Genomic DNA, 19,590 nt, shown 5'->3' on the forward strand with positions numbered 1-19,590 from the left:
TCGCGCCGCCCCGGCACGCGCGCGACATTGACATCGCGACAAAAGCTAACAGGATGCCGAGCACGCGCATGCGATCCGCCTGCTTGGCGGCTTCTTCATGGGCTACGTGACGCTCGAAAGCGCCGGCGGCTTCTCGCACCGCGCGCCGGATGCCGACGCGTCGTGGTTGCGCAGCCTCGATGCGCTCGACACATGGCAATCCGATGCGTTGACACGGCTCGTCGACGATCTGCTATCGGTTCAGCACGCGATCGCTGCGCTGCCGTCCGATATCGTCGTCAGCATGCGAATCAACCCGTACTTCCGGAAAACGGTGATGCTCGAGCTGCTCGCCCATATCCGGACGACGGTCGACGCGATCCGGTCGACCCGCGCTACCCCGCGCGCCTAGATCAGCCCGCGCACGCCCGCGACGAGCTGGATCGCGCCGAATACCGCGACGACGGCCGCCGACATGCGCGACAGCCCGTGCATGAACGCGAACGACAGCTTCGCGCGCAGCGCGGCGGTCGCGCTGCTCAGGCACAGCCACCACGTGGCCGAGCCGACGAACACGCCGGCGACCATCCACGCGACGCTCGCCCACATCGCGCCTTCCCGCGCCCCCGGCAACGGGCCGAGCGCCGCGAAGATCCCGACGAACGACACGATCGTCATCGGGTTCGACAGCGTGAGTCCGAACGTCGTCAGGAAATCGCGCAGGACGGTCGTACCCGGCACCTCGCGCTGTCCCACCGGGGCGGCCAGCGGCTGGCGCGCGATGCTCCACGCGAGCCACACGAGAAACGCGCCGCCGCCGATCTTCAGGCCGACGGTCAGCATCGGGAACGCGGTGACGATGCCCGCGACGCCCAGCGCGCCGAGCAGGCCGTAAATCGCATCGGCGCACGCGGCGCCGATGCCCGTCGCGAATCCCGCCTGGAAGCCGCGGCTCAGGCTGCGCTGAATGCACAGCATGCCGATCGGGCCGACCGGCACCGCGATCGACAGCCCCATCACGACGGATTTGATGAACAACATCGCCTGCTCCTTTCGACATCCAATGGCTCGAACAGGCATCGTAGGGAAAGTCCGTGCCGCGCTGAATGCGGTTTTTAAGGAAAAATGGCGGCTCTACCTTAAAAACGCCCGCCGCGATGGACGATCTGGACTGGAAGATACTGGCGCTGTTGCAGGACAACGGACGCCTCAGCTATACGGAGCTCGCGCGCCGGGTTCACCTGTCGGTGCCGGCGGTGACGGAGCGCGTGAAGCGTCTTGAAGCAGCCGGCGTGGTCGAAGGCTACACCGCCAGGATCAATCCGTCCGCGGCCGGCTATCCGGTGAGCGCGCTGATCGGCATCACGGTGCAGCAACCGGCGAAAGCGAAGTTCCTCAAGCTGCTGGAGACGATTCCTGAAGTCGTCGAATGCCATCACGTGACGGGCGCGGATTCGTACGTGATGCGATTCGTCGCCGTCAGCATGGCCCATCTCGAACAGTTGATCGAACGCATCAACCTGTACGGCGAAACGCGCACGTCGATCGTGATGTCGACGCCGCTGCCGGCGCGCGGGCTCGCGCGGCCGGCGTCGAAGCCCGGCGACACGCGCAGGTAGCGGGCCGCGGTTTCAGGATTGCCCGAAGCGACCCGCAGGAACCTGCGACGGCCGGTGGCCGCCGTCCCCGGTCATGCGGCCGGGTCCCCGCATGACGATCGGTGCGGGCCGGCTATTTGCCGACCGCGCCGCCGAGCACGCCGCCTACCAGCGACGTCATCGGCGGGAGCGGATTGGAGAGGCCGCCCAGCGGCGAGCCGCCGCTGCTCGTACCGGTCGCGGAGCCGTTATGCACGGTCGCCGGGATGCCGCCGACCACGCTCGTCACCAGGCCGGCGACCGGCACCGCGCCATTCGCACCGCTCGGGTTCACGAAGCCGCCCGCATTGGTCACCGTGTTGCCGACCGCCCGGACGAGACTGCCGGCAGCGCCGACGATCGGCTGCGGCGAGGTGGACGTCACCTGCCATCCGGCCGACGTGATCGCGCCGCCGACCTGTCCGAGCAGCCCCGCGACCGGCTGCCCGAGTCCGGTTGCGGTGCCGACCTGCTGCGTGAGTTGGCCCGCCGTCGTCACGACCGGCGTGATCGCGGTGCTGATCGCTTGCGTCGCCTGCTGGACCGGGCCCGACGACAGCGCCGAGCCAAGCATGGTGCCGCCTGACTGCAGGCCGCCGGCCGCCGTGTCGAGCAGGCCGCCGACGGGCGTCGTGATCGGCGCGAGCGGCGAGAGCGGGCCGGAGCCAAACGCCTTCACCGTTTCGCCGAGCCCGTTGACCGGGTTGCCGATCGAGCCGACGAGGGTGCCGAGGCCCGAGACCGTCCTGCCGACCGGGTTCGGCGTGAAGCCGATCTGGCCGATACCGTTGCTCACGACGTTCGTCGTATCGCGGATGATCGTGCCGACGCCGGTGACCGTGTCGGCCGGCCCGGCCGTCGCGGCCTTGCCGACGCCGGGCAACGTCACGTCGCCGAGCGTCGAACCCGCGGCCAGCACGACTGCGCCGGCGGAACTGATGATGCCGTTGGTGCCGGGTGTGCCGCTCGCACCGCCGATGCCGCTTGTTCCGCTTGTTCCGCTTGTTCCGCTTGTTCCGCTTGTTCCGCTTGTTCCGCTTGTTCCGCTGGCGCCGCTAGTACTCGTCCCGATGGTGTTACCTGCCGGCGTCGGCGCCGTGACGTCCCCGCCGCCGCACGCCGCGAGCGCACACGCAGCGGCAATGGCGGCGAGCACAACGTTCGCCTCGATGAAGTGATCTTGCATGGTAGCCCCCGTTCGCTATTGAGCGCGATCACTCCACCAAGCATCTACCGTGCCATTTCCATCGGGCTCCTTCACAGTTTCACAATCGCCTTGCGATGGCGGTCCAGGCCGGGCTGCGGGGCTGCGCGCATCAGATGCGGATCGCGCCGCCCGGCTCGGCCTGTGCAGGCATTCCGATAATGCTGACGTAACGCCGACCCTGCGTTACGTAGCACAACAAGCGAAAAAAACGACGGCGGCCACCCGTGCACACGCCGCATCCTCGTCACGGCCGCTTCACCAGCTTCACGATCGTCAGTGTGCCGTTGACGTTCTCCACGCGAACCCGGACCTTGTCGCCCACATGCAGCGACGGGATCATCGCCGCGTCGGCGGCCTTGAATGCCATCGTCATCGGCGGCATCCCGATGTTGTCGAGTGCGCCGTGCTTCAGCGTCACGCGCCCGCGCCCGGCGTCGATTTCCTTGACTTCGGCCTCGGTCAGCTTCGCATCCTGCGTCGACATGCTCGCATCGCTTGAACTCATGGCCGACATGTCGCCGGCCGCGAGCGCCGGCATTGCAACGACCGCCATCGCACACGACATGGCGACGGCGCGAAAGCGGATCTTCATCGAGCGTCTCCCGTCGCGCCCGGCGTGTTTCCGCCGCCAGCCGGTGCCGCGCATCACACGATCAACGTCACACCGGCCCACACAATCAGCACGACGCCGAGCGCGCGGCCGATACGATCGCCACCGGGCAGGACCTTTTCCACGAACACGAACAGCGACAACGCGACGATCCACACGACATTCATCACGCCGCCAACGAACAGCAGCGCCATCAGCAACCAGCAGCAGCCCACGCAAACCACGCCGTGTCGCGCACCCAGCAGAAAACTGCCGGCAACGCCCGGACGCCAGTGCGCGACCAGGAACGCCGCCGGCGCACGGCATTGCCGCAAACACGCGCGTTTCAGCGGCGAGAATTGATAGAGCCCGGCCAGCGCCAGCACGATGGCGGAAAGAAGCGCGCTCTTCGACCACAGCATCATCGCGGAGATCAGCCCGGCCGGCTGCAGCAGCGCCTGAAGCAACGCCGCGCCGATCGAGAACGCGAGCCACGTCGTCAGATAGCCGGCCAGCAGCGCCACCGACGTGAACGCCGATCCCGCCGCCCCGTTGCCGTGCTGCCGCAGCACGCGCCGGTACAGCATCACGAGCGGCGCGGCGCCGGGCGTCATCATCGCGATCATCATCACCCACCACATCGCGATCACGGTCGGCAGAGACGGATCCATGCTGCCCATGCCGTCGGCCAGCCGATGCGGAAACAGCGCGACGGTCGTCATCTCCCGTGCCGACATGCCGGTTCCCGCGCCGGTCCACAGATAGAACCAGCACAGGCCGACGAGCGCGGCCATGCCGAGCAGCGTGACGGAGCGCTCGCGCGCGAGCCAGACGTCGAACGGAGTCATGCCGCGGCGCGATGCCGGATCAGCCCGTGGTTGTTCAGATGCAGCCGTGCGAATTGCGCATAGGTTCCGTCGAGATTCAGCACGATGTTGCCCTGCGAGCGCCCCGTTCCCGAACCGATCTCGGCCAGCTCGTATTCGAAACCGTGCGGCAGGTCGATCCGCACACGGTGCTCGTCTCCCGTCACCGGATTGCGGATGGGGTCGCCGGCGGCGTCGAACACACCGTCCACGTGAATCCGGCCGCGCCGCGCATCGACATCGACGTCGAAATCGATCGTCGTGAAGATCGGATCGAACGCGTGCTCGAGCGTCGACGCATACACCGAGAACATCGTCGCAAATGGATCGGTATCCTGACCGGTCATGATTTTCAGCACGGCGTCGCGCTGTGCCGGACTCGCGCGCTCGTCGACGATCGGCTGGCACTTGCCCTTCCCTTCGTGAACCGCGCCCGGCCACTGAAACACCACCGCGATCCTGACACCGTCGAGCACCACGTCGCCGTAGTGGCCGCGGTCGATCGAAATCGCCCCCATCGCTTCGCAGTTGCCGTTGGTCGGCAATGCATTGAACTGGCAAGGGCAACCGTATGAGCAATTGCAACTGATCATTTCGGTACCCTGAATCTCCCACGGCGTCATGGCTCCACCTCGCGCTCTGAAACGGACGAACGCTTCGAATCTAGTGCACGCGATCGGGGAAAGCAAAGCGGTAATGACAGCGTGAAAACAGTGGGTTCCGGCCTCACGTAAGACCTTTCAGGATGGGCTCGCGCAGTTGCTCCGGCAACCGTCCAGTCACCCCGCTCTCATACGAACAGCGACACGACGATCGCACACCACACCGCGCCCGCGCCGCACAGAAACACGCGTCGCGCGACGAACATTCGCGATTCGTCGTCGGGCGTTTTCATCGGCGACGTCGCGAGAAACGGCACGCTGGCGAGGCACGCGAAACCGGCCAGCGCCGGCACGATCACGACGTAGTCGCCGAACCGCCAGGGCAATGCTTCGTGCAATCCCCAGTAGCCGAGAGACAGCATGCCGATCGAGAACATCGTCGCCGCGGCCGAGCTGAGCGCGACCACCGATCCTGTTGGAAATTGCACGGGAACCTCCCCTCGCGCAGCGCGCGATGCAACGCCTGTCGCCGGAAATCGGCATGATCTCGTCCGCCCGCAGCGAAATCAGGCGTTCGTTTCGGACTCGCATGCATCGAGCGCGCCGCCTCCACCCGTCAGCGAATGCGCGTTGTCACGGATTGACGGATTCGATCCGTCGAGCGGTATTTCGTGCCCGTTCAATCGGCCAGCTGCTGCATTACGTTGCTAACCCGGTTTCTTCGTGCCCTGCGCAACGGAAATCCACCCGACCACCGCCGCGGCGACCCAGCAACAGGTGATCATCAGGTCCAGATCCATCCAGCCCTGGAAATTCGTGCTGTTTTCGAAGCTGCAGCGCTGATGGCCCCTGACCCACATGCAGCCGCTGATCAACTGCTGGATGTGCATATAGATGCTGTACACGGCAACCGCCGACGCGATGACGGCGACCCGCAGGCTTATGCTCTTTTTCATTGACGCTGAAGGCGTGGGATGGTCGTGGGATGGTCTCCCGACGATCTTAAGCCAATGGCGATGCGCGACGCAATCGATCCGGTATCGACCGACGGTGTACGCGGCATCGTGCATGCAGCCGGTCGCGCCGCACGGCGAAATTGTCGCAACGGTGTCGTCGCGCTCGATCGACCCGGTCACGCTCAAGAACGTCGAGAAAATCGCTGAAGAACGCCGGCATGCTCGACGGCAATCGCGCATCGGTATTCGTGGAAGTCGATGGGCTCGACGACTCCCTGCCAAAGTACGCGGATAACAATGTCAATGGACGTGTTCGTCGCGCCATGCAACCGGACAAGGTTCAGCACCGACGTCGACGTGCTCGCGATCCCGTACGCCGCCGCGGATCTCGTCGGACCGATCAAGGACAAGCCGATCCGCCTCGAGCGCGATGCGCTGGCGCTCGACCCCATGCGGGCGTCTGCTCGTCGTTTCTGCGTTTGGTGACACGCGCGGAAGCGAAGTGCGGGATTCCGGCACGCGACATTCCCGTCGAACGAGGCCCGTCGGCGGCCCGCCGGACATGATCGCGGACGCGCTGCTCAAGCTGGTGCGGGAGGTGCCGGCCCGGGCGCACGCGTGCGTGAGGGCATCGAGGATTTTCTTGCGGGACGCGGCTGCCTGAGCGTCGAACACGCGCGGCGCCGGTAAAGGCGGTGAAGTGGAAGAAGCCGTCGGCGGCGCCGCCGACGACCGACGAACGGCACACCGTGCGCCGTTCATCCGGTTCGTCCGGCCATGGGGCCGGACAGGTGTCGATCGGTGCGCGTTGCTGCGCACCGATCGTGGCCGCTTAGCGGCGCGGCTGCCCGCTTCGCGGCGGACGCGGGGAATTCGCGTCCTTGTGCCGGAAGTTGATGCGGCCCTTGGTGAGGTCGTACACCGACAGTTCCAGCGTCACGCGATCGCCCGCGAGAATGCGGATGTGGTTCTTGCGCATGCGGCCCGACGCGTACGCGCCGACCACGACGCCGTTTTCCAGCGTGACACGGTATTTGCTGTCCGGCAGCACTTCGTCGACGATTCCGTCCAGTTCCAGCAGTTCTTCTTTTGCCAAACCAATTCCTCCAGACAAGGTGATTGACCGCGGCCGCGGCAACTGCCCGGCGCCGCTCCCACAAACGGAACGGCGGCCGGCAAGCGGCCGGGATCGGTTCGTTCAGACGGGCCTCGGGCCTGTCTTGCGATCGGAGCCCGGCGCGTTGCGACGTTCGGGCGGTCGGTGGCTGCGGCGCCAGCGGCGCCGCGCAAGTCGGGACCGCGCCAGCTATGGCATGGCGGCGGTCTGCTCGGGTTGATGCGTTGAAGCGGTGATGCGCTCGCGAAACGGCGTGCGCTTCGCGAGGGCGTTGCGTCGCATGCGGTTCGCGCATGCGATGAGGGAGGCGTCACGACCGATGCATCGTGAATGTCGCGATGCATCGGTCGTGCGCATCGGAACGCACAGGCCGCCGTCATGCGGCGCCCCGCGCGATACTCCATCCGGCATCGGCCGCCGCCTGGCGACCGCTGCCGATGCGGCTTACTGCGGCGTGATGTTCGACGCTTGCAGACCCTTCGGGCCGCGCTTCACTTCGAAGCTGACCTTCTGGCCTTCGGCCAGGGTCTTGAAGCCCGTGCCGCGAATTTCCGAGAAATGGGCGAACAGATCGTCGCCGCCGTTGTCCGGGGAAATGAAACCAAAGCCCTTGGTTTCGTTGAACCACTTGACGGTACCGGTATCCACAAATACTTCCTTAATACAAATAATTGAACATGCGCCCGCGACGGGCACAGAAAGAATCAAAGAGGGAGAGACCAACGACTGCCGCACGGTGTACGGCCAATGATGAGCAATCGAACTTCTTGATGACTTCGGCCTCGGACACTACGCGGTAGCGACCGTTTCGTCAAGTTATTTTGATGCAGCGCACAAGCACGAGCGCTTTGGACACGTTCCATGGCGGAGGTTTTGAGTCGACACAGTCGGTTTGGATGCATCCCCCATTCTCTGCCGACCGCCCGCTTTTACGCGGTTTCCGCCGGAGCAGGATTCGGTACCGGCCGCGAATCGTGGCGGTCGTGTCGAGCCCACCCGCGCCCGGCCAGGCGTCGCGCGAGCCTGCGTGCCGCCCGTCCGACTTCGCGGGACGGCAGCCGCCCCCCCCCCCGCACGCTAATCGAACGGATTCAGCAACCGAACGCCGGTGCGAGCAAAATCGTCGACGTTGCGCGTGACGACCGTCAGATCGTTGATCAGCGCGGTGGCCGCGATCAGCTTGTCGAGTTCGTGCGTCGGATCGGGCACGCGCAAATGCCCCCACATCTGGCTGGTCTCGATATCGACCGACAGGATGTTCGACGCATAGCCGGACAGGATCATCGCCATCCAGGCCTCGAGCGCCGACGCCTGGCTGTGATCGCCGCGATGACGGATCAGGTCGACACCGCGCCGCAACTCGGCCACCGTCACGACGGACAGATAAAGCGGGCTCGCTTCGGCTTCGGCCTGCGTGAAGAACGCCCGCACGCCGCGGTTGGTTCGCTTGCCCTTCCTGATTTCGCTGATGACGTTCGTATCAATCAAATAGGCGGGAGGATTCAGCGTCTTTTCTTTTGATTTCAATTGGTTAGATGCGCACTTCCGCAAAAAAACACCTGCCAGAGTGTGCATCTTGCCGCCATAATAATCAAGCACTTACCCATGCGTTCTGAACAGTAACCAACGTCACTTTTGTTTTCTTCCCTTCACTTGCTTCAGGGCTTCCCTGATGTGAGGTTGATTGCATAGTTCTGGGTACCTCTTTACGCGATATGCCTCCCCGTCTTGTCCGCGATGGCGAGCCAACAAATATCCGGTAAGCGACCCTAGTTGATCGTAAAACTCCACAATTTCGGATGCTATCCTCTCTAAAGTCCCCAGTTCATAAACGAACTGCTTTTCTGCCAAATCAAATTTCTGCCCGACTTTGTGCGCCGCGTTAAACGAGAGAAAATCTGCCTGAGAGACCCAAACAATATGGTCCGGGATACCTACCGATACACCGAAACACCCATGTGCTAAATCGTTTCGTTCTTTTTCGAGGGAAGCTTTTCTAGAAACGTGTGCGGAGAACAATGCATAGTCTCTTTCATCAAGAGCAACTTCAGCAGCCGCAATAAGGGCATCCGACTGTGCCCTGCTATTTCTCAGTGATCCAAACACAGCAGATACTTCGGGAATATTCGCTCCCATTAGTTCCGCAAGTAGGCGGGTTACTTGAACCTCTATATCGGCCCACGACGTTATAATACGTCCTACAAGCGCAGCAGCCCTCGGTCGATCCTCGATATAACCCACGCCCATGGTGACTTTTGCGTTTGGATAGGATTTCAGAAGTGGTTTTCTCGACGCTTTAGAAATCGCAATCCTCTCAGGGTATGTCGAAGGGCGGCCCTCCTCCGACTGAACCAACCGGATGTCTTCAACGCGATACAAATCGTCATGCGAGCATAGTCCACACGGCACGCTAAATATGCCATCCCCAGCGAAGTTGACGTTCCCGGCGCCCTTTGACAAATCATCAAGACTATATATTAACTCACCGCAACGCTTGCACTTGAAAGCATAATACCAATCACCTTTTACAACAGGGTTTCTTCTATATAGCCGGTACGTCATCAATTCACCCCGCCATTATCAAATTTAGATTATATCCTTCACCGGTTCCGATATCATCTCGTCCGCCGGGTACAGCTGCAGCATCGCGCGAGCCGCCTCGACGTTCGACGTCGTAAGCCATTCCTCCCAGTCATCAGGCGGTAGGATCACGACCGCGCGCTTCTCTTCGCCTGGTCGGTGCATCAGCGAAAAGATAGGGTGCCCTTCGGCGTTCACCGTGATCATCGCCATCGTGTTCCGGACGCTGCCGTCCGGCGCCGGCAGTGTGCGCCAGATACCGGCGACGCACATCGTCGGCCGGTCAATCACGCTGATGCGCTGCCACACGCACGGCCCGAGTACCCACTCGCCATTCGCTTCTTGTCTGGCGTGCGGATATGAAGGCTCGAATACGAACCGGGCCGGAATCAAGCAGCGCTTGCCGCCGCGCCACGTCGGCCCGTACAGTGGCGACTTCCCGAGGTTGTCGTCGCGCACGTTCATCGTGGTGCGCATGAGCGGCGGCTTGCGCCCCGCTGCCTTCGCCTTCTCGGCATTGGCCTTCTGCAGCGCGCGCGGCCAGAACCCGAATCCGGCGATCAGCGGCTTGAACTGCCCATCGACGTAGCCGACGATCGGCGCGTCGTAGTCCTGGTAGATCTCAGGCTTCCACGGCGTCCAGCGGTACAGGTCGCGAAAACTGTCGATCTTGAGCTCGCTCAGGCCCGGATCTTCGCCCGGCGCCACGTAGTTCGTGCACATCGCCGTCCCCAATTTTCGCTCTTGACCTTCCCATCTTACCCCGGGATACACTGTGTTTTTATACAGTGTTTGTGCCGTGATCAAGCCACAGTGGGCCTACATCTGGGAGTACGGATTCCAGGGCGAGAAGAACCGCCTGAGGACGCCGGTCGAGCTCACCAAACGCGAATTTGAGCACTGGATCGACGAGGATCCTCGATCGACGTTCCTTGGCACATGCGTGCCGATCGAGGCGACGCGAATCGATCGCAACCGCGTCCCTCTGACGGATCCACGGTTCAAGCTGCGGCCGGAGGTGCCCGATTTCGACGCACCGACCGACGCCGAGCTGCGCGCGCTATGGCGGGAATACACCGACCTTCAGGTGCGATGGTTGATTCTCGAAATCCGTGCGCTGAGGAAGTCACTCGAGCGCATCGAGGATTGGTACCTCTACACCGACAAGAACGTCGCGAACAAAGGCGACCTTGCCGGCGCGCAGGGCCAGTTGCATCGGCTGATGCATCTGCTGCGCGAGGAGATGCGGCGGGCCGGGATGCGGTAGTGCGAGGCTTTGGGGCTCGAACGATTTCGCGACGGGTCTGACCTAGCGACGCAGCTGTGGCATTCTGGACGCTCGTCGCACTGGAGGTCGATATGCGCACGATTGCGGAAGAATTCAGCGATTCCGACGACGACTGGTTCGGCTTCGCCTCGGCGCAAGACCGGAAGGACGGCCATTCGTTGCGGGCATACCTGCTGCGTTACGCGGACCGCATCCCGGAACACCATGTCGTCGTGAACGTCGAGCTTGTGCTACGCACGGAGTATCCGCCCCGAGGCATTCGTCCGCCGTACCTGAGCGTCGTCCACTTCGATCCGGGGCACTCGACCGACTTGCCGCTCACGTGGAAGCGCAAGATCGAGGATCAAGACTTCGATTCCACGATCACGTACGTCGAATGCGGATACGACATTTTCGACTCGTTCAGCGACGTCACGATGGATCTGACGGCGCGCGGGTTCTACATCGAACCGATCGAAATTCCAGGGGCCGGCTATCGCGGCTCGGACGAGTTGGATGATGGCCCCGGGAGCTGATTTTGCAAAGCTGGCGCCTCGAGATGCGTTGGACGTCGATCTCGGAAGATCGGTTAGACTCTACGTTCATAAAAGAACAGCACGGGGCGCGAATTGAATCAACACGTCATAAGCCGGTTAATCGGTATCCACAAAATGCTAGTTGGAGCATATGAATCCAACGTCAGCCTATCTTCCAACACAAAAGGACTTGAGCGCCAGACCTTCATCGATAGCTTTCTGTCGCAGGTGTTGCCGTCGCATTTTCGCTTCGGTACCGGTGACGCAACTGACCAGGCTGGGAACAGAAGTGGTCAATTGGACGTAGTCATCGAATATCCGTTCGTGCCGAGCTTGCCGATTGTTGGATCGGAGAAGACTCGCCTCTACATGGCCGAAGGGATTTCTGCTGTCATCGAAGTAAAGTCAGATTTATCGAGTCAATGGAGCGAGGTCGAAGCAACAGCGAGCAAGCTCTCAGCCCTCAAACGGCAGTTCGGCAGTGGTATCTCCTTCGGCCCAACAGCCCCGCCACACATACCATTTTTCGTCGTTGGATTCAAAGGATGGAAATCACTCGACACGATGAAGTCGAAGTTGAAACCCGGAATAATCGATGGAATTCTTGCCGTCGATTCGCTGATGTTCTGCAGCACGGACCATTTTCACGGCATTAGCACCCCGGGCAGTCCGGCGGCGCTTTGGGCCCTGATCTATTGCCTGCACTTCGCTGGCAGTATGGGCGGATCCCTCGCGGTTGAAGCACCGCTCCGATACGTGCTAGGGCAATGACAGCGGGCTAGGGGTCTGAACTAACATCCCGGCGTTGCCGGCCGCACCGCACACACCCAACCCTGAACCGCCTTCAGTTTGTCGATTTCGCGCTGGTCGTCGCCGGCGATCCCGAAAACGCGCTCCGCAACCGCTGGGTCGAGGTCTGCGACGGCGGCGGCACCATCGCCCATGCTGGCGGCGCCGGAAGTTCCGGGCAGACCGTCGGAACCGGCTGTAGTGCAGTTCCGGACGGCGACGCGCAGCCGGTCAGTGCCAGCGGCAAGAGCAGCGCGCAGGCTGCGATTATCGGTTTCATGGTCAGTTCGCTCCTTCGTGAGTTGTGCGTCGACGGCAGCCACCTGCGAGGCGGCTGCGTCGTGGGCAGCTATCGCGCGCTGTTCTGCGGCGAGCGCCGCCTGCGAGATCACCGTCAGCTCACCGACATGCCGCTGCGCGTCGCGCGCGCGCGCGGCTTTCTCGTCGGCGAGCTGCCGCGCGCCGATCAGGTGCTCGACGGCGGCCCCAGCCGCCGCACCGAGCAGCGCGGCAAGCAGATACGGCCACGCAAATTTCAGGAAGATCATTTCGGGTCCTTCGCGTGCAGCTGCTTCAGCTCGTCCGGCGAGTAGACGAAGTCCGGAAGCAGGAACGCCTGCACGCTCCAGACCGGATCGCTTTCCTCGTGCCGGCCGTGATCCTTGCCCCGGTGATGGAGCGCGCACAGCAGCAGTTGGTTGTAGGTTGAGTCGACGAATGCCTCCGGCCGGGCCGGGTCGAACGCCTCCCAGTCGAAGCCCTGCGTCAGCTTGATGACGTCCCAGACCGGGTGCTGGCGCGGGATCGGCACGGTGCGCTGAAGCTTGTGGCTGAACATCGTGTCGACCTGGTTGAGCGCGACGCCGCGGATCCACTTCCAGTCGATCGCGTGCGAGAACGCCCACTCAAAGAACCGGTGATGCGACTCGACGGCCTGGTCGTCACCGCATACCGCGCAGACGTAGCCGCCGGCCGCCTTCATCTCGCGCTTGCTTGCGCGGAACGTCGGCGACTCGGTACGCGGCTCGTGGTCGGGATAGAAGACGTCCTCGGCGAGCGTGCGCCGCGTTTCGTGGGTTTTCGTGGTCGTCATAGGCCGCGCTCGCACAGTGCGCGCTCTTCAGCGCGCCGTTTCACCAGTCCGGGCAGCACGCGGCCGCCGGCCGTCACCCACTGCGGCCGGCCGTTGTCCGCCTCGTTCATCGCGCGGCACGCGCCCTTCCATTCGCCGGCGTTGAACCGCTTCGCCGTCGTGCTGCTGCAGTACGCGCCAGCGCCGACGTTGTAGGCGAAGCTCACTGCGGCCGCGAGCTGGTACGTATGCCCCTTCAGACCAGGCGTGCACTTCAGCACCGGCTCGGCATGCTCGATCAGCCGTTGTTCGAGGCGCGCGCGGCATTCATCCGGCGTGAACCGCTGGCCGGCGCGCACGTCCTTCGTGTCGCCGTTGCATCCCGTGATGATCCCGATCGGGTCGGGCCGTGCGACGAGCTCGAGCCCCTCGAACTTCGGGACCTTGGAAAAAAGAAGGGCTGCCGCAGCAGCCCCCACAACACTCGCGAGTGTCTTCTTCGGTACGTTAGCCATCGAGCAATGCCCTCTTGCCTTTGTTTTTGACCAGGTAGTACGCCTGCAGCCCGATGTACGCGATCGTCGCGACGGCTACCCACCAGTTGATGTCGTGGCCGGTCAGCCACGGCCAGAAACTGCCTCCCACTGCTGGCGCGACCTTCACTGCGCTGGCTACGAGATCGTTCTTCATCGAGTCCCCGAAATGAAAAAGCCGCTCTCTGCGGCGATAAGTAATTCTTGACAAATAGACCCATTGGGTCTACATTGCTTCGTAGCGGTAGCGCATCCAGCGCCGCCCGACATCCCGAAAGGAAACGACCGTGAAACTCACTTTTCGCACGCGCGCAGTGCGCGCACAGTCCCATGCCGATCACGTACACACCGCCGAGCACGCGCGACCTCGCGACGTTGAAGCACGAGTTGCAAATGACGGGCAAGCAGATGGCAGACCTTTTCTGGCTGGCCGGCGACCATCAGTGGCGGAAGTACACGGGGGGGCAGTCCCCGCGCGAACTGAGTCCGCACATGGCATTCGTGGCTGCGGCCAAGCTCGCGCTCACGGAGGACGAGTTCACACGCGTCCTCGCGAAGATGGCGCAGTTCGGCGCGCACGTCGCGGAGGCGGCCGATGGAGATCAGCAGCCGTAGCGATGATGCTGGGCTGCTTGGCCGCATCGATGAGCGCATGCGGAGGCGGCGGAGGGGGCGCATCCGACGATGCCACGCATCCCACGCCTCCGGCCCGCGAGAAGAAACCCGTGCTGATCGATGCGGAAGGCGATTCGACGATGTACGGCTGGTCGATGACCTCGCCCGGCCAGATGACCCCCGTCGCGCAGCCCGCGCTGACCATCATGCAGGCAGAGCTCGCGCAATCGCTCGGCGGCCAGATCACGGTCACGAATAACGGCATCGGCGGAACGACGGCCCCCGAATCCGTGAACGGCCTGACGCCCTTCTCCGCGCCGCTCGCGACGCGCCTCGCTTCGATCCGGCCGAACATCGTGATCGTCAACTACGGCATCAACGACGCTGGCCGCGAAACGACAGACGACTATCAGCAGGCGCTGGTGGGAATCGTGGCCGCGATCCGCGGTGCGGGCGCCGTGCCTGTTCTCGAGGAGCCGAATCCGGTTTGTAGGGGCCCCGGACCGCAGCTTGATGCGTACGTAGGCGTCATGCGCACCGTGGCGCAACAGTATGGTGTCCTGCTGATCCAGCAATACGACTACGTCAAGTCGCTGCCGAACTGGCAGGCGATGCTGCCCGACTGCGTGCATCCGAATCAGGATCTCTACCGGATCAAGGGCGATCGCGAGGCCCAGCAGCTCGCGGGCCTCGTCGCATCGCTTCAATAGCCGGCAGGCTCAGTTCGCCGAACCCGTCGCCTCCGGTTCGGCGAACGCCTTTCCGTCGTATGTGTATCCGATGCTGACGAACGCTCCGGTCTCGACCTGCACGACGGTCGAGCCTTCCGGTGGCGTCCATTCGGTTTCGCCGTCCCAGGCGACGAGGTTCGTCACGAGACCGTTTTCGACTACTGCGTAATTGGAAACTGTCATGGCATCACCAAAATGAGTTGCGGCTACGGTTACGCGAATTCGTACACGATAACGACTCCGGGCGCGCCAGCACCACCAGCCAAGCCCGCCCCGGTATTGGCATTACATGCACCGCCGCCGCCCGCGCCGTAGCTGCTCGGGCTGAACCCAGTGTTTCCGGACCCAGCTCCGTTTGCCCCGCCCCCGAAGAAAGAGATGCCCCCTTTCCCGCCGAGTCCCACGGTTCCGACTCCCCAGACGAGGCCCCAATCTCCCATACCACCTTGCCCTTGTTCGATCAGAGTGGCACCGCCGCCAATCGTGATGGTCGTGGATCCCCCGCCCGGCGCGCCAGTGCTCTGTCCGGCCACCGCGGCACTCGCCTGGCCGCCAGCGCCACCGCCGACACTGAAATACGAGCCAAACGACGTAGCGCCGCCAGCACCGCCGGTCGTCCCGCCCGCTGAACCGCCGGAGCCGACCGTAACGGAAGCTGACGCGGGAACAGCCGTAATGCGAACCTTCGCATAGGCCCCGCCGCCGCCGCCTCCGCCACACGACGTCTGGCTCGATGTCGCGGTCGCGCCGGCGCCGCCGGCACCTGCGCCGACGCCTTCAGCGATGATCGACGTCGTGCCGGGAGTCGGCGTATACGTTCCGCTCGCCGTAAATCGCTGAATATTGATCAGGCGCCCGGTCGCCTGGCCCAACTGCATCGCATGTTGCGGCTGCGTCGCCGGCGCGACCTGCTGCGCGCCACCGATGCATTCGAAGAGCACCCAGCACAATGCGCCGCCGTTGAGCAGCGGGCCGACATAGGAAACGAGCGTCGCAATCCCGTTGGCGACCATCTCGCCGCCCTGCAACGCTGCACCACCCAAGCCGAAGATCGGCCGCGATGCGAGACCATCTGGCGAATAGGTCGACGCACCGGTATTCGTCACCTTGACAGCGATCGTCTGCACAACACCGCTCGCCGTCGGCAGGGCCGCCATCGGTACCGCATTGGCAGCGGCAAGAGCGTTCACCGACCCCGTATCCGTCAAGATGACTCGCTGCTTCGACGCAGCGTTGACGGCTTTCGTGAAATTGGCGAGCAACGTCGGCGTGGTCCCGTCGTCGACTGCGGCTTGTCCGGTCTGCGCGACGATGAACTGCGCGATCACGGCAGCCATGATGCTCGACTGGCGCCACACCTTGTTCACCTGGACGGATTGCGCCGTGCCGGACAAGAAGCCCGTCGCGAGCGCGGTGAGCGCAGCGTATGTAGCCTGATCGACAACGTTCGCACCCGGGCCGGTCGCGAACGGCAGGAAGTCGTTCTGAATCGTGGGCATTGATGCTCCAGAAATGAAAAAAGCCGCCCTAAAGGCGGCTTGCTGTGCAGGTGGTGCGGTCGGTTACAGCGCGGTACCCCAGACGCCGGTGTCGAATCCGGCGACCAAATCGTTGTTCATGTCGAAACCGAAAAGTGGTGCCCCGTCCACCGACGTGACGACCGTGTATGCGACCCGAACTCCCTCCGGTTTCAGCGGGATGTAGCCACCAGCGAGCAGCGCGAGAAACACGGCCGAAGGCACCTTGCCCGCGATCGCGATCGTCATCGACATGTCCTGGTGGTCTTCGATGAACACGTGCGTGTCCGCGTCGAAGATGCTGTTTAGGATCGCCGCGCTCGATTCGAGCGTCCCGTCCCAGTGGTTCGCGCCGATCTTCGCGCGGATGACAAGCCGGTACGTGTCGTCGTCGAGGACCGTCAGACCGGTGTCGGGATCGAACGGCCCCTTCCAGATGCCCTGATCGAATCCGAGGCCAGCGACATCGAACGAGAAGTAGATGCCGGACAGCGGCGTGCGGATCTTCCGCGACACGCCGACCCACAGTCCGACGTCGTCCAGCTGCACGCCGACCGCGTTGTCGAGATCAAACTTTCCCGGCATGCTCTGCAGCATGTTCATCTGGTCGACGAGCGGCTGCACGAGCGCGCCGAGCACCGCCGCAAACCGAGGCAGGTCGCGGTGCTCGGACGTGATCAGCGCGGTGTAGTCGGTCAGCTCGGCCATCAGGTCACCACCAGAGTCACGTTCGCCGGCGTGCACGACGCCGCCTCGTTAAACAGCAGTGCGACGTCCGGCGCGCCGGCGCCGCGCGGGCCCGTGAGTGTCAGGCCGGACAGCTTGAATGTGATGCCGCCGCCCACGCCGTTCGCCGCTGTCAGCGCGTCACCCCATTCGACGCTACCGGATAGGCCGCCGCCGATTTGCACGCCATTGATGTAGTCGGACACGGCCTGCTGGATCTGCTGCCCCGCCTGGCTGGTATAGCCGGTGAGCGCCTTCAGACTGACCGTCGCGGCGATCGGCGCGGGCGCCGGCCGGAAGAACTTGATCGTGATGGGCCGACCGTAGGCGTCCATGACGATGACGGCAGTCGTGCCGTACGTCCCGGCCCCCGGCGTTTTCTTCGCCGCGATCGCATTCGCGATCGCCGTGGCATCGCCGCCCTCTACGACCAGCGAAATCGAATGCGACGGGATACCGTTAGCGTCGGTGGCGCTGGTGTCGTTTTCGTAGGCGACATACCGCGTGACGCCCGGAACGTTCGCCACTGCACCGATGATGCCGTCGAGCACCGTGAGCGACGGCAGCGCCGTCGACACCGTCTGCCGATGCCGCAGCGCCGCGTCTTTCTCGACTGGCGCACCCTCCGCGGCGTCCGCCGGGTTCGTCACCGACTGCCAGCCGAGCGCCGGCGTCGCGATCTGGTTGATCGTGCCCGCGCGCGCCGAGATGTCGCCGATCGACGCGCACGTCGCCGTGACGGTGATCGTGCCGCTCGGCGGGATCGTCACCGTGGCCGGCAGCGTCCACTGCACACCGTTGGTGTCCTTCGCAGCGCCGTTTGTGATCGTCTTGCCGGCCTGTCCGACCAGCACCAGGTCGGCGCTCGAGTACGACGCGACCTTGCGTGCAATGCCGTTGATCTTGACGTTGCTCGATAGCGCATCGCCCTGCGCCGTCGCCGGGCTGAACGACCGATAGATCGCGATCGCGACCGAGTTGACGTCGCTGATGGCTTTCGCGAACACGCCGAGCAGCTGGCCGTCCTGGCTGTCCGGCTCCAGGTACGTGTCTGCGCCGTAGATCGAACGGTACTGATCCTGCAAATACGCGAACACGTCCGCGTACGTCGGCGCAGTGATGCCGTTTGCGTCGATGGTGGGTGCGAGGGTCGTGAGAGTCACAATGTTGCCTGTACCGTGGTGGTGCCGTAGATGGTGTTGATCGTCGCGGTGACGGTCAGTACGCGTGTCTCGGGATCAGCCGTGCTCGAGTAGCTGACGAGCTCGGTCACACCCTGCGTGCCGAGGATGCACGTGCGTATCGCCGCGTCGTACTTGCCGCTCGTGTACTTCCCGAGTACATCAGTGGCCCACGGCATGCCGGCCGTCGTGTCGAGAAACCATTCGCCGCGCAGCAAGCGCAGCCGCGTCAGCACGGCCTGCGCGGCCGTCTCCGGCGTGTTCATGAGGAAGTCGGCCGCGCCCCCGCCGAAGACGTAATCGCCGTCAGCGTCGAGTTTTCGGTATCGCATGGGAATCTCAGTTGACCGGGCCGGTGTTGCCGCCGCTGCCGTTCGGGTGCGTGTGCGTGTCGTCCACGCGCTTGCCGTTCGCCGTGATCTGGCCGATCACGTTGAGGATGCCGTTGAACACCGCGGCGGCGCCGCTCGCGGCGCTGCCGACCATGCCGCCGACGAACGTCAGCAGCCCGGTGATCGTCACGGCCGCCGAGAACGTCGACAGCGGCGCGACGACATCGAAACCGCCCGGCGCGACGATCTTGACCTTCTGCAGCGTCGGATTCATGTCGATGTACGTCGCGCCGTCGTCACTGCGCAGCTGCGTCGAGGTGCCGCTAACGCCGACGAGCGCGCGCGGCCTCGATCGAAAGCCGAGCAGCACAAACCCGTCCGACAGGTCGTGCATGCGCAGCTCGGCCTGCTCCTGCACGCCGCCCGACTGCCACCAGGCGTCGATGCAGCGTGATGCGAATACGACGAGGCACTCGTCGCCCTGCTTGACCGGGAACGTCAACGTACAATTTCCGCCAGCAGGGAACTGAACCGGGCAGTCGACCAGCAGCGGCAGCGCGACGCTCTGGATCGCGCCGTCGATATCGCGCACCAGCGCCTTGATGGCCGGCTGTACGCTGCAGGTCGGCGGCCGGTCGGCCGCGCTTTCGAACGACTGGATGATGCCGGGCATAGCGGTCCAGATGCCCGCGCGCACGCCGTCGAACGCTTCACGCAGGGCGATCTCCGGGTCGCCTACCCTTTCACGTCTATCCATG

At 63.8% G+C, this 19,590-nt stretch carries 29 protein-coding genes and 2 pseudogenes; 9 read left to right on the plus strand and 22 right to left on the minus strand.

The features are described from left to right. Positions 1–67: 67 nt before the first annotated feature. Positions 68–391: pseudogene (locus tag CFB81_RS22085) on the plus strand (TetR-like C-terminal domain-containing protein); the annotation flags it as partial. Here the strand turns inward: CFB81_RS22085 and CFB81_RS22090 are convergent. Further along, positions 388–1,020: a LysE family translocator gene (locus tag CFB81_RS22090; RefSeq protein WP_089436515.1), complete on the minus strand. Its 633-nt coding sequence runs from the start codon at positions 1,018–1,020 to the stop codon at positions 388–390. The pseudogene CFB81_RS22085 and the gene CFB81_RS22090 sit on opposite strands and share 4 nt — an antisense overlap. A 116-nt stretch (positions 1,021–1,136) precedes the next feature. Between CFB81_RS22090 and CFB81_RS22095 the strand changes: the two genes are divergently transcribed. Continuing rightward, a complete protein-coding gene (locus CFB81_RS22095) occupies positions 1,137–1,598 on the plus strand; it encodes an Lrp/AsnC family transcriptional regulator (protein ID WP_089436516.1) in 462 nt (153 codons plus the stop codon). 112 nt (positions 1,599–1,710) lie between these two features. Here CFB81_RS22095 and CFB81_RS22100 read toward each other — a convergent pair whose 3' ends face one another. The 6 genes from CFB81_RS22100 to CFB81_RS22125 form a co-directional block, all read right to left on the minus strand. Beyond that, positions 1,711–2,802 (minus strand): collagen-like triple helix repeat-containing protein, encoded by a 1,092-nt coding sequence (locus CFB81_RS22100; RefSeq protein ID WP_179236028.1) that lies wholly within the window; start codon positions 2,800–2,802, stop codon positions 1,711–1,713. Positions 2,803–3,067: 265 nt separating this feature from the next. Further along, on the minus strand, positions 3,068–3,415 hold the full coding sequence (locus CFB81_RS22105; protein ID WP_089437101.1) for a copper-binding protein: 348 nt from the start codon (positions 3,413–3,415) through the stop codon (positions 3,068–3,070). A gap of 53 nt (positions 3,416–3,468) precedes the next feature. After that, positions 3,469–4,260 carry a DUF2182 domain-containing protein gene (locus CFB81_RS22110; protein WP_089436518.1) on the minus strand — a complete coding sequence of 264 codons (792 nt, stop codon included), beginning with the start codon at positions 4,258–4,260 and terminating at the stop codon, positions 3,469–3,471. After that, the gene (locus tag CFB81_RS22115; protein ID WP_069617887.1) at positions 4,257–4,901 is read right to left on the minus strand and encodes a DUF1326 domain-containing protein; all 645 of its coding nucleotides are present in this window, start codon (positions 4,899–4,901) and stop codon (positions 4,257–4,259) included. The genes CFB81_RS22110 and CFB81_RS22115 overlap by 4 nt, the downstream gene beginning before the upstream one ends. A 167-nt stretch (positions 4,902–5,068) precedes the next feature. Beyond that, positions 5,069–5,368 (minus strand): hypothetical protein, encoded by a 300-nt coding sequence (locus tag CFB81_RS22120; protein ID WP_089436519.1) that lies wholly within the window; start codon positions 5,366–5,368, stop codon positions 5,069–5,071. Positions 5,369–5,587: 219 nt separating this feature from the next. Then, entirely contained in the window at positions 5,588–5,836 is a 249-nt protein-coding gene (locus tag CFB81_RS22125; RefSeq protein WP_069617889.1) for a hypothetical protein, read from the minus strand. Positions 5,837–5,924: 88 nt separating this feature from the next. Between CFB81_RS22125 and CFB81_RS36650 the strand changes: the two are divergent. Both CFB81_RS36650 and CFB81_RS36900 read left to right on the plus strand, forming a co-directional pair. Then, positions 5,925–6,132, plus strand: a pseudogene (locus CFB81_RS36650) (hypothetical protein); the annotation flags it as partial. Between the two features lie 7 nt (positions 6,133–6,139). Then, positions 6,140–6,322 (plus strand): hypothetical protein, encoded by a 183-nt coding sequence (locus CFB81_RS36900; protein WP_089436520.1) that lies wholly within the window; start codon positions 6,140–6,142, stop codon positions 6,320–6,322. Positions 6,323–6,668: 346 nt separating this feature from the next. Here CFB81_RS36900 and infA read toward each other — a convergent pair whose 3' ends face one another. From infA to CFB81_RS22160, 5 genes are all read right to left on the minus strand, one after another. After that, the gene (gene infA, locus CFB81_RS22140; RefSeq protein WP_006483034.1) at positions 6,669–6,932 is read right to left on the minus strand and encodes a translation initiation factor IF-1; all 264 of its coding nucleotides are present in this window, start codon (positions 6,930–6,932) and stop codon (positions 6,669–6,671) included. A gap of 465 nt (positions 6,933–7,397) precedes the next feature. Next, positions 7,398–7,601 carry a cold-shock protein gene (locus tag CFB81_RS22150; RefSeq protein ID WP_006483056.1) on the minus strand — a complete coding sequence of 68 codons (204 nt, stop codon included), beginning with the start codon at positions 7,599–7,601 and terminating at the stop codon, positions 7,398–7,400. A gap of 429 nt (positions 7,602–8,030) precedes the next feature. Further along, positions 8,031–8,441: a type II toxin-antitoxin system VapC family toxin gene (locus CFB81_RS22155; protein WP_069617892.1), complete on the minus strand. Its 411-nt coding sequence runs from the start codon at positions 8,439–8,441 to the stop codon at positions 8,031–8,033. Positions 8,442–8,582: 141 nt separating this feature from the next. Then, positions 8,583–9,515: a hypothetical protein gene (locus CFB81_RS35675; protein ID WP_143328623.1), complete on the minus strand. Its 933-nt coding sequence runs from the start codon at positions 9,513–9,515 to the stop codon at positions 8,583–8,585. Positions 9,516–9,539: 24 nt separating this feature from the next. After that, entirely contained in the window at positions 9,540–10,256 is a 717-nt protein-coding gene (locus CFB81_RS22160; protein WP_089436522.1) for an SOS response-associated peptidase family protein, read from the minus strand. 52 nt (positions 10,257–10,308) lie between these two features. Here CFB81_RS22160 and CFB81_RS22165 point away from each other — a divergent pair, with 52 nt between their 5' ends. The 3 genes from CFB81_RS22165 (at position 10,309) to CFB81_RS35680 (ending at position 12,107) form a co-directional block, all read left to right on the plus strand. Beyond that, positions 10,309–10,800 (plus strand): hypothetical protein, encoded by a 492-nt coding sequence (locus CFB81_RS22165; protein ID WP_089436523.1) that lies wholly within the window; start codon positions 10,309–10,311, stop codon positions 10,798–10,800. 56 nt (positions 10,801–10,856) lie between these two features. Next, complete coding sequence (locus CFB81_RS22170) at positions 10,857–11,336, plus strand: hypothetical protein (protein WP_089436524.1); 480 nt, start codon at positions 10,857–10,859, stop codon at positions 11,334–11,336. Positions 11,337–11,429: 93 nt separating this feature from the next. Continuing rightward, complete coding sequence (locus CFB81_RS35680; protein WP_143328624.1) at positions 11,430–12,107, plus strand: DUF6602 domain-containing protein; 678 nt, start codon at positions 11,430–11,432, stop codon at positions 12,105–12,107. Between the two features lie 20 nt (positions 12,108–12,127). Here the strand turns inward: CFB81_RS35680 and CFB81_RS22180 are convergent, their stop codons facing one another. From CFB81_RS22180 to CFB81_RS22195, 4 genes are read right to left on the minus strand one after another with little or no spacing between them, the layout of a single operon-like run. Then, positions 12,128–12,673: a lysis system i-spanin subunit Rz gene (locus CFB81_RS22180; protein WP_089436526.1), complete on the minus strand. Its 546-nt coding sequence runs from the start codon at positions 12,671–12,673 to the stop codon at positions 12,128–12,130. Then, entirely contained in the window at positions 12,670–13,218 is a 549-nt protein-coding gene (locus tag CFB81_RS22185) for a hypothetical protein (protein ID WP_089436527.1), read from the minus strand. Before CFB81_RS22185 ends, CFB81_RS22180 begins: the two co-directional genes overlap by 4 nt. Next, complete coding sequence (locus CFB81_RS22190; RefSeq protein ID WP_089436528.1) at positions 13,215–13,712, minus strand: lysozyme; 498 nt, start codon at positions 13,710–13,712, stop codon at positions 13,215–13,217. The genes CFB81_RS22185 and CFB81_RS22190 overlap by 4 nt, the downstream gene beginning before the upstream one ends. Then, entirely contained in the window at positions 13,705–13,887 is a 183-nt protein-coding gene (locus CFB81_RS22195) for a hypothetical protein (protein WP_060010129.1), read from the minus strand. The genes CFB81_RS22190 and CFB81_RS22195 overlap by 8 nt, the downstream gene beginning before the upstream one ends. A gap of 173 nt (positions 13,888–14,060) precedes the next feature. Between CFB81_RS22195 and CFB81_RS22200 the strand changes: the two genes are divergently transcribed. Both CFB81_RS22200 and CFB81_RS22205 read left to right on the plus strand, forming a co-directional pair. Next, complete coding sequence (locus tag CFB81_RS22200) at positions 14,061–14,345, plus strand: transcriptional regulator (RefSeq protein WP_089436529.1); 285 nt, start codon at positions 14,061–14,063, stop codon at positions 14,343–14,345. A 2-nt stretch (positions 14,346–14,347) separates the two neighbouring features. Further along, a complete protein-coding gene (locus CFB81_RS22205; RefSeq protein ID WP_089436530.1) occupies positions 14,348–15,055 on the plus strand; it encodes an SGNH/GDSL hydrolase family protein in 708 nt (235 codons plus the stop codon). A gap of 9 nt (positions 15,056–15,064) precedes the next feature. Here CFB81_RS22205 and CFB81_RS22210 read toward each other — a convergent pair whose 3' ends face one another. From CFB81_RS22210 to CFB81_RS22235, 6 genes are all read right to left on the minus strand, one after another. Next, entirely contained in the window at positions 15,065–15,259 is a 195-nt protein-coding gene (locus tag CFB81_RS22210) for a hypothetical protein (protein WP_089436531.1), read from the minus strand. Between the two features lie 29 nt (positions 15,260–15,288). Further along, positions 15,289–16,575 (minus strand): hypothetical protein, encoded by a 1,287-nt coding sequence (locus CFB81_RS36655; RefSeq protein ID WP_256976294.1) that lies wholly within the window; start codon positions 16,573–16,575, stop codon positions 15,289–15,291. 63 nt (positions 16,576–16,638) lie between these two features. Beyond that, the gene (locus CFB81_RS22220) at positions 16,639–17,301 is read right to left on the minus strand and encodes a DUF2612 domain-containing protein (RefSeq protein WP_089436532.1); all 663 of its coding nucleotides are present in this window, start codon (positions 17,299–17,301) and stop codon (positions 16,639–16,641) included. Continuing rightward, the gene (locus CFB81_RS22225; RefSeq protein WP_089436533.1) at positions 17,301–18,482 is read right to left on the minus strand and encodes a baseplate J/gp47 family protein; all 1,182 of its coding nucleotides are present in this window, start codon (positions 18,480–18,482) and stop codon (positions 17,301–17,303) included. Before CFB81_RS22225 ends, CFB81_RS22220 begins: the two co-directional genes overlap by 1 nt. Continuing rightward, the gene (locus CFB81_RS22230; RefSeq protein ID WP_089436534.1) at positions 18,479–18,832 is read right to left on the minus strand and encodes a hypothetical protein; all 354 of its coding nucleotides are present in this window, start codon (positions 18,830–18,832) and stop codon (positions 18,479–18,481) included. Before CFB81_RS22230 ends, CFB81_RS22225 begins: the two co-directional genes overlap by 4 nt. Positions 18,833–18,839: 7 nt before the next feature. Continuing rightward, positions 18,840–19,589 carry a Gp138 family membrane-puncturing spike protein gene (locus CFB81_RS22235; RefSeq protein ID WP_089436535.1) on the minus strand — a complete coding sequence of 250 codons (750 nt, stop codon included), beginning with the start codon at positions 19,587–19,589 and terminating at the stop codon, positions 18,840–18,842. Position 19,590 lies beyond the last annotated feature (1 nt).

It is taken from the genome of Burkholderia sp. AU28863, assembly GCF_002223195.1.
In the GTDB taxonomy this organism is placed as follows: Bacteria; Pseudomonadota; Gammaproteobacteria; order Burkholderiales; family Burkholderiaceae; genus Burkholderia; species Burkholderia sola.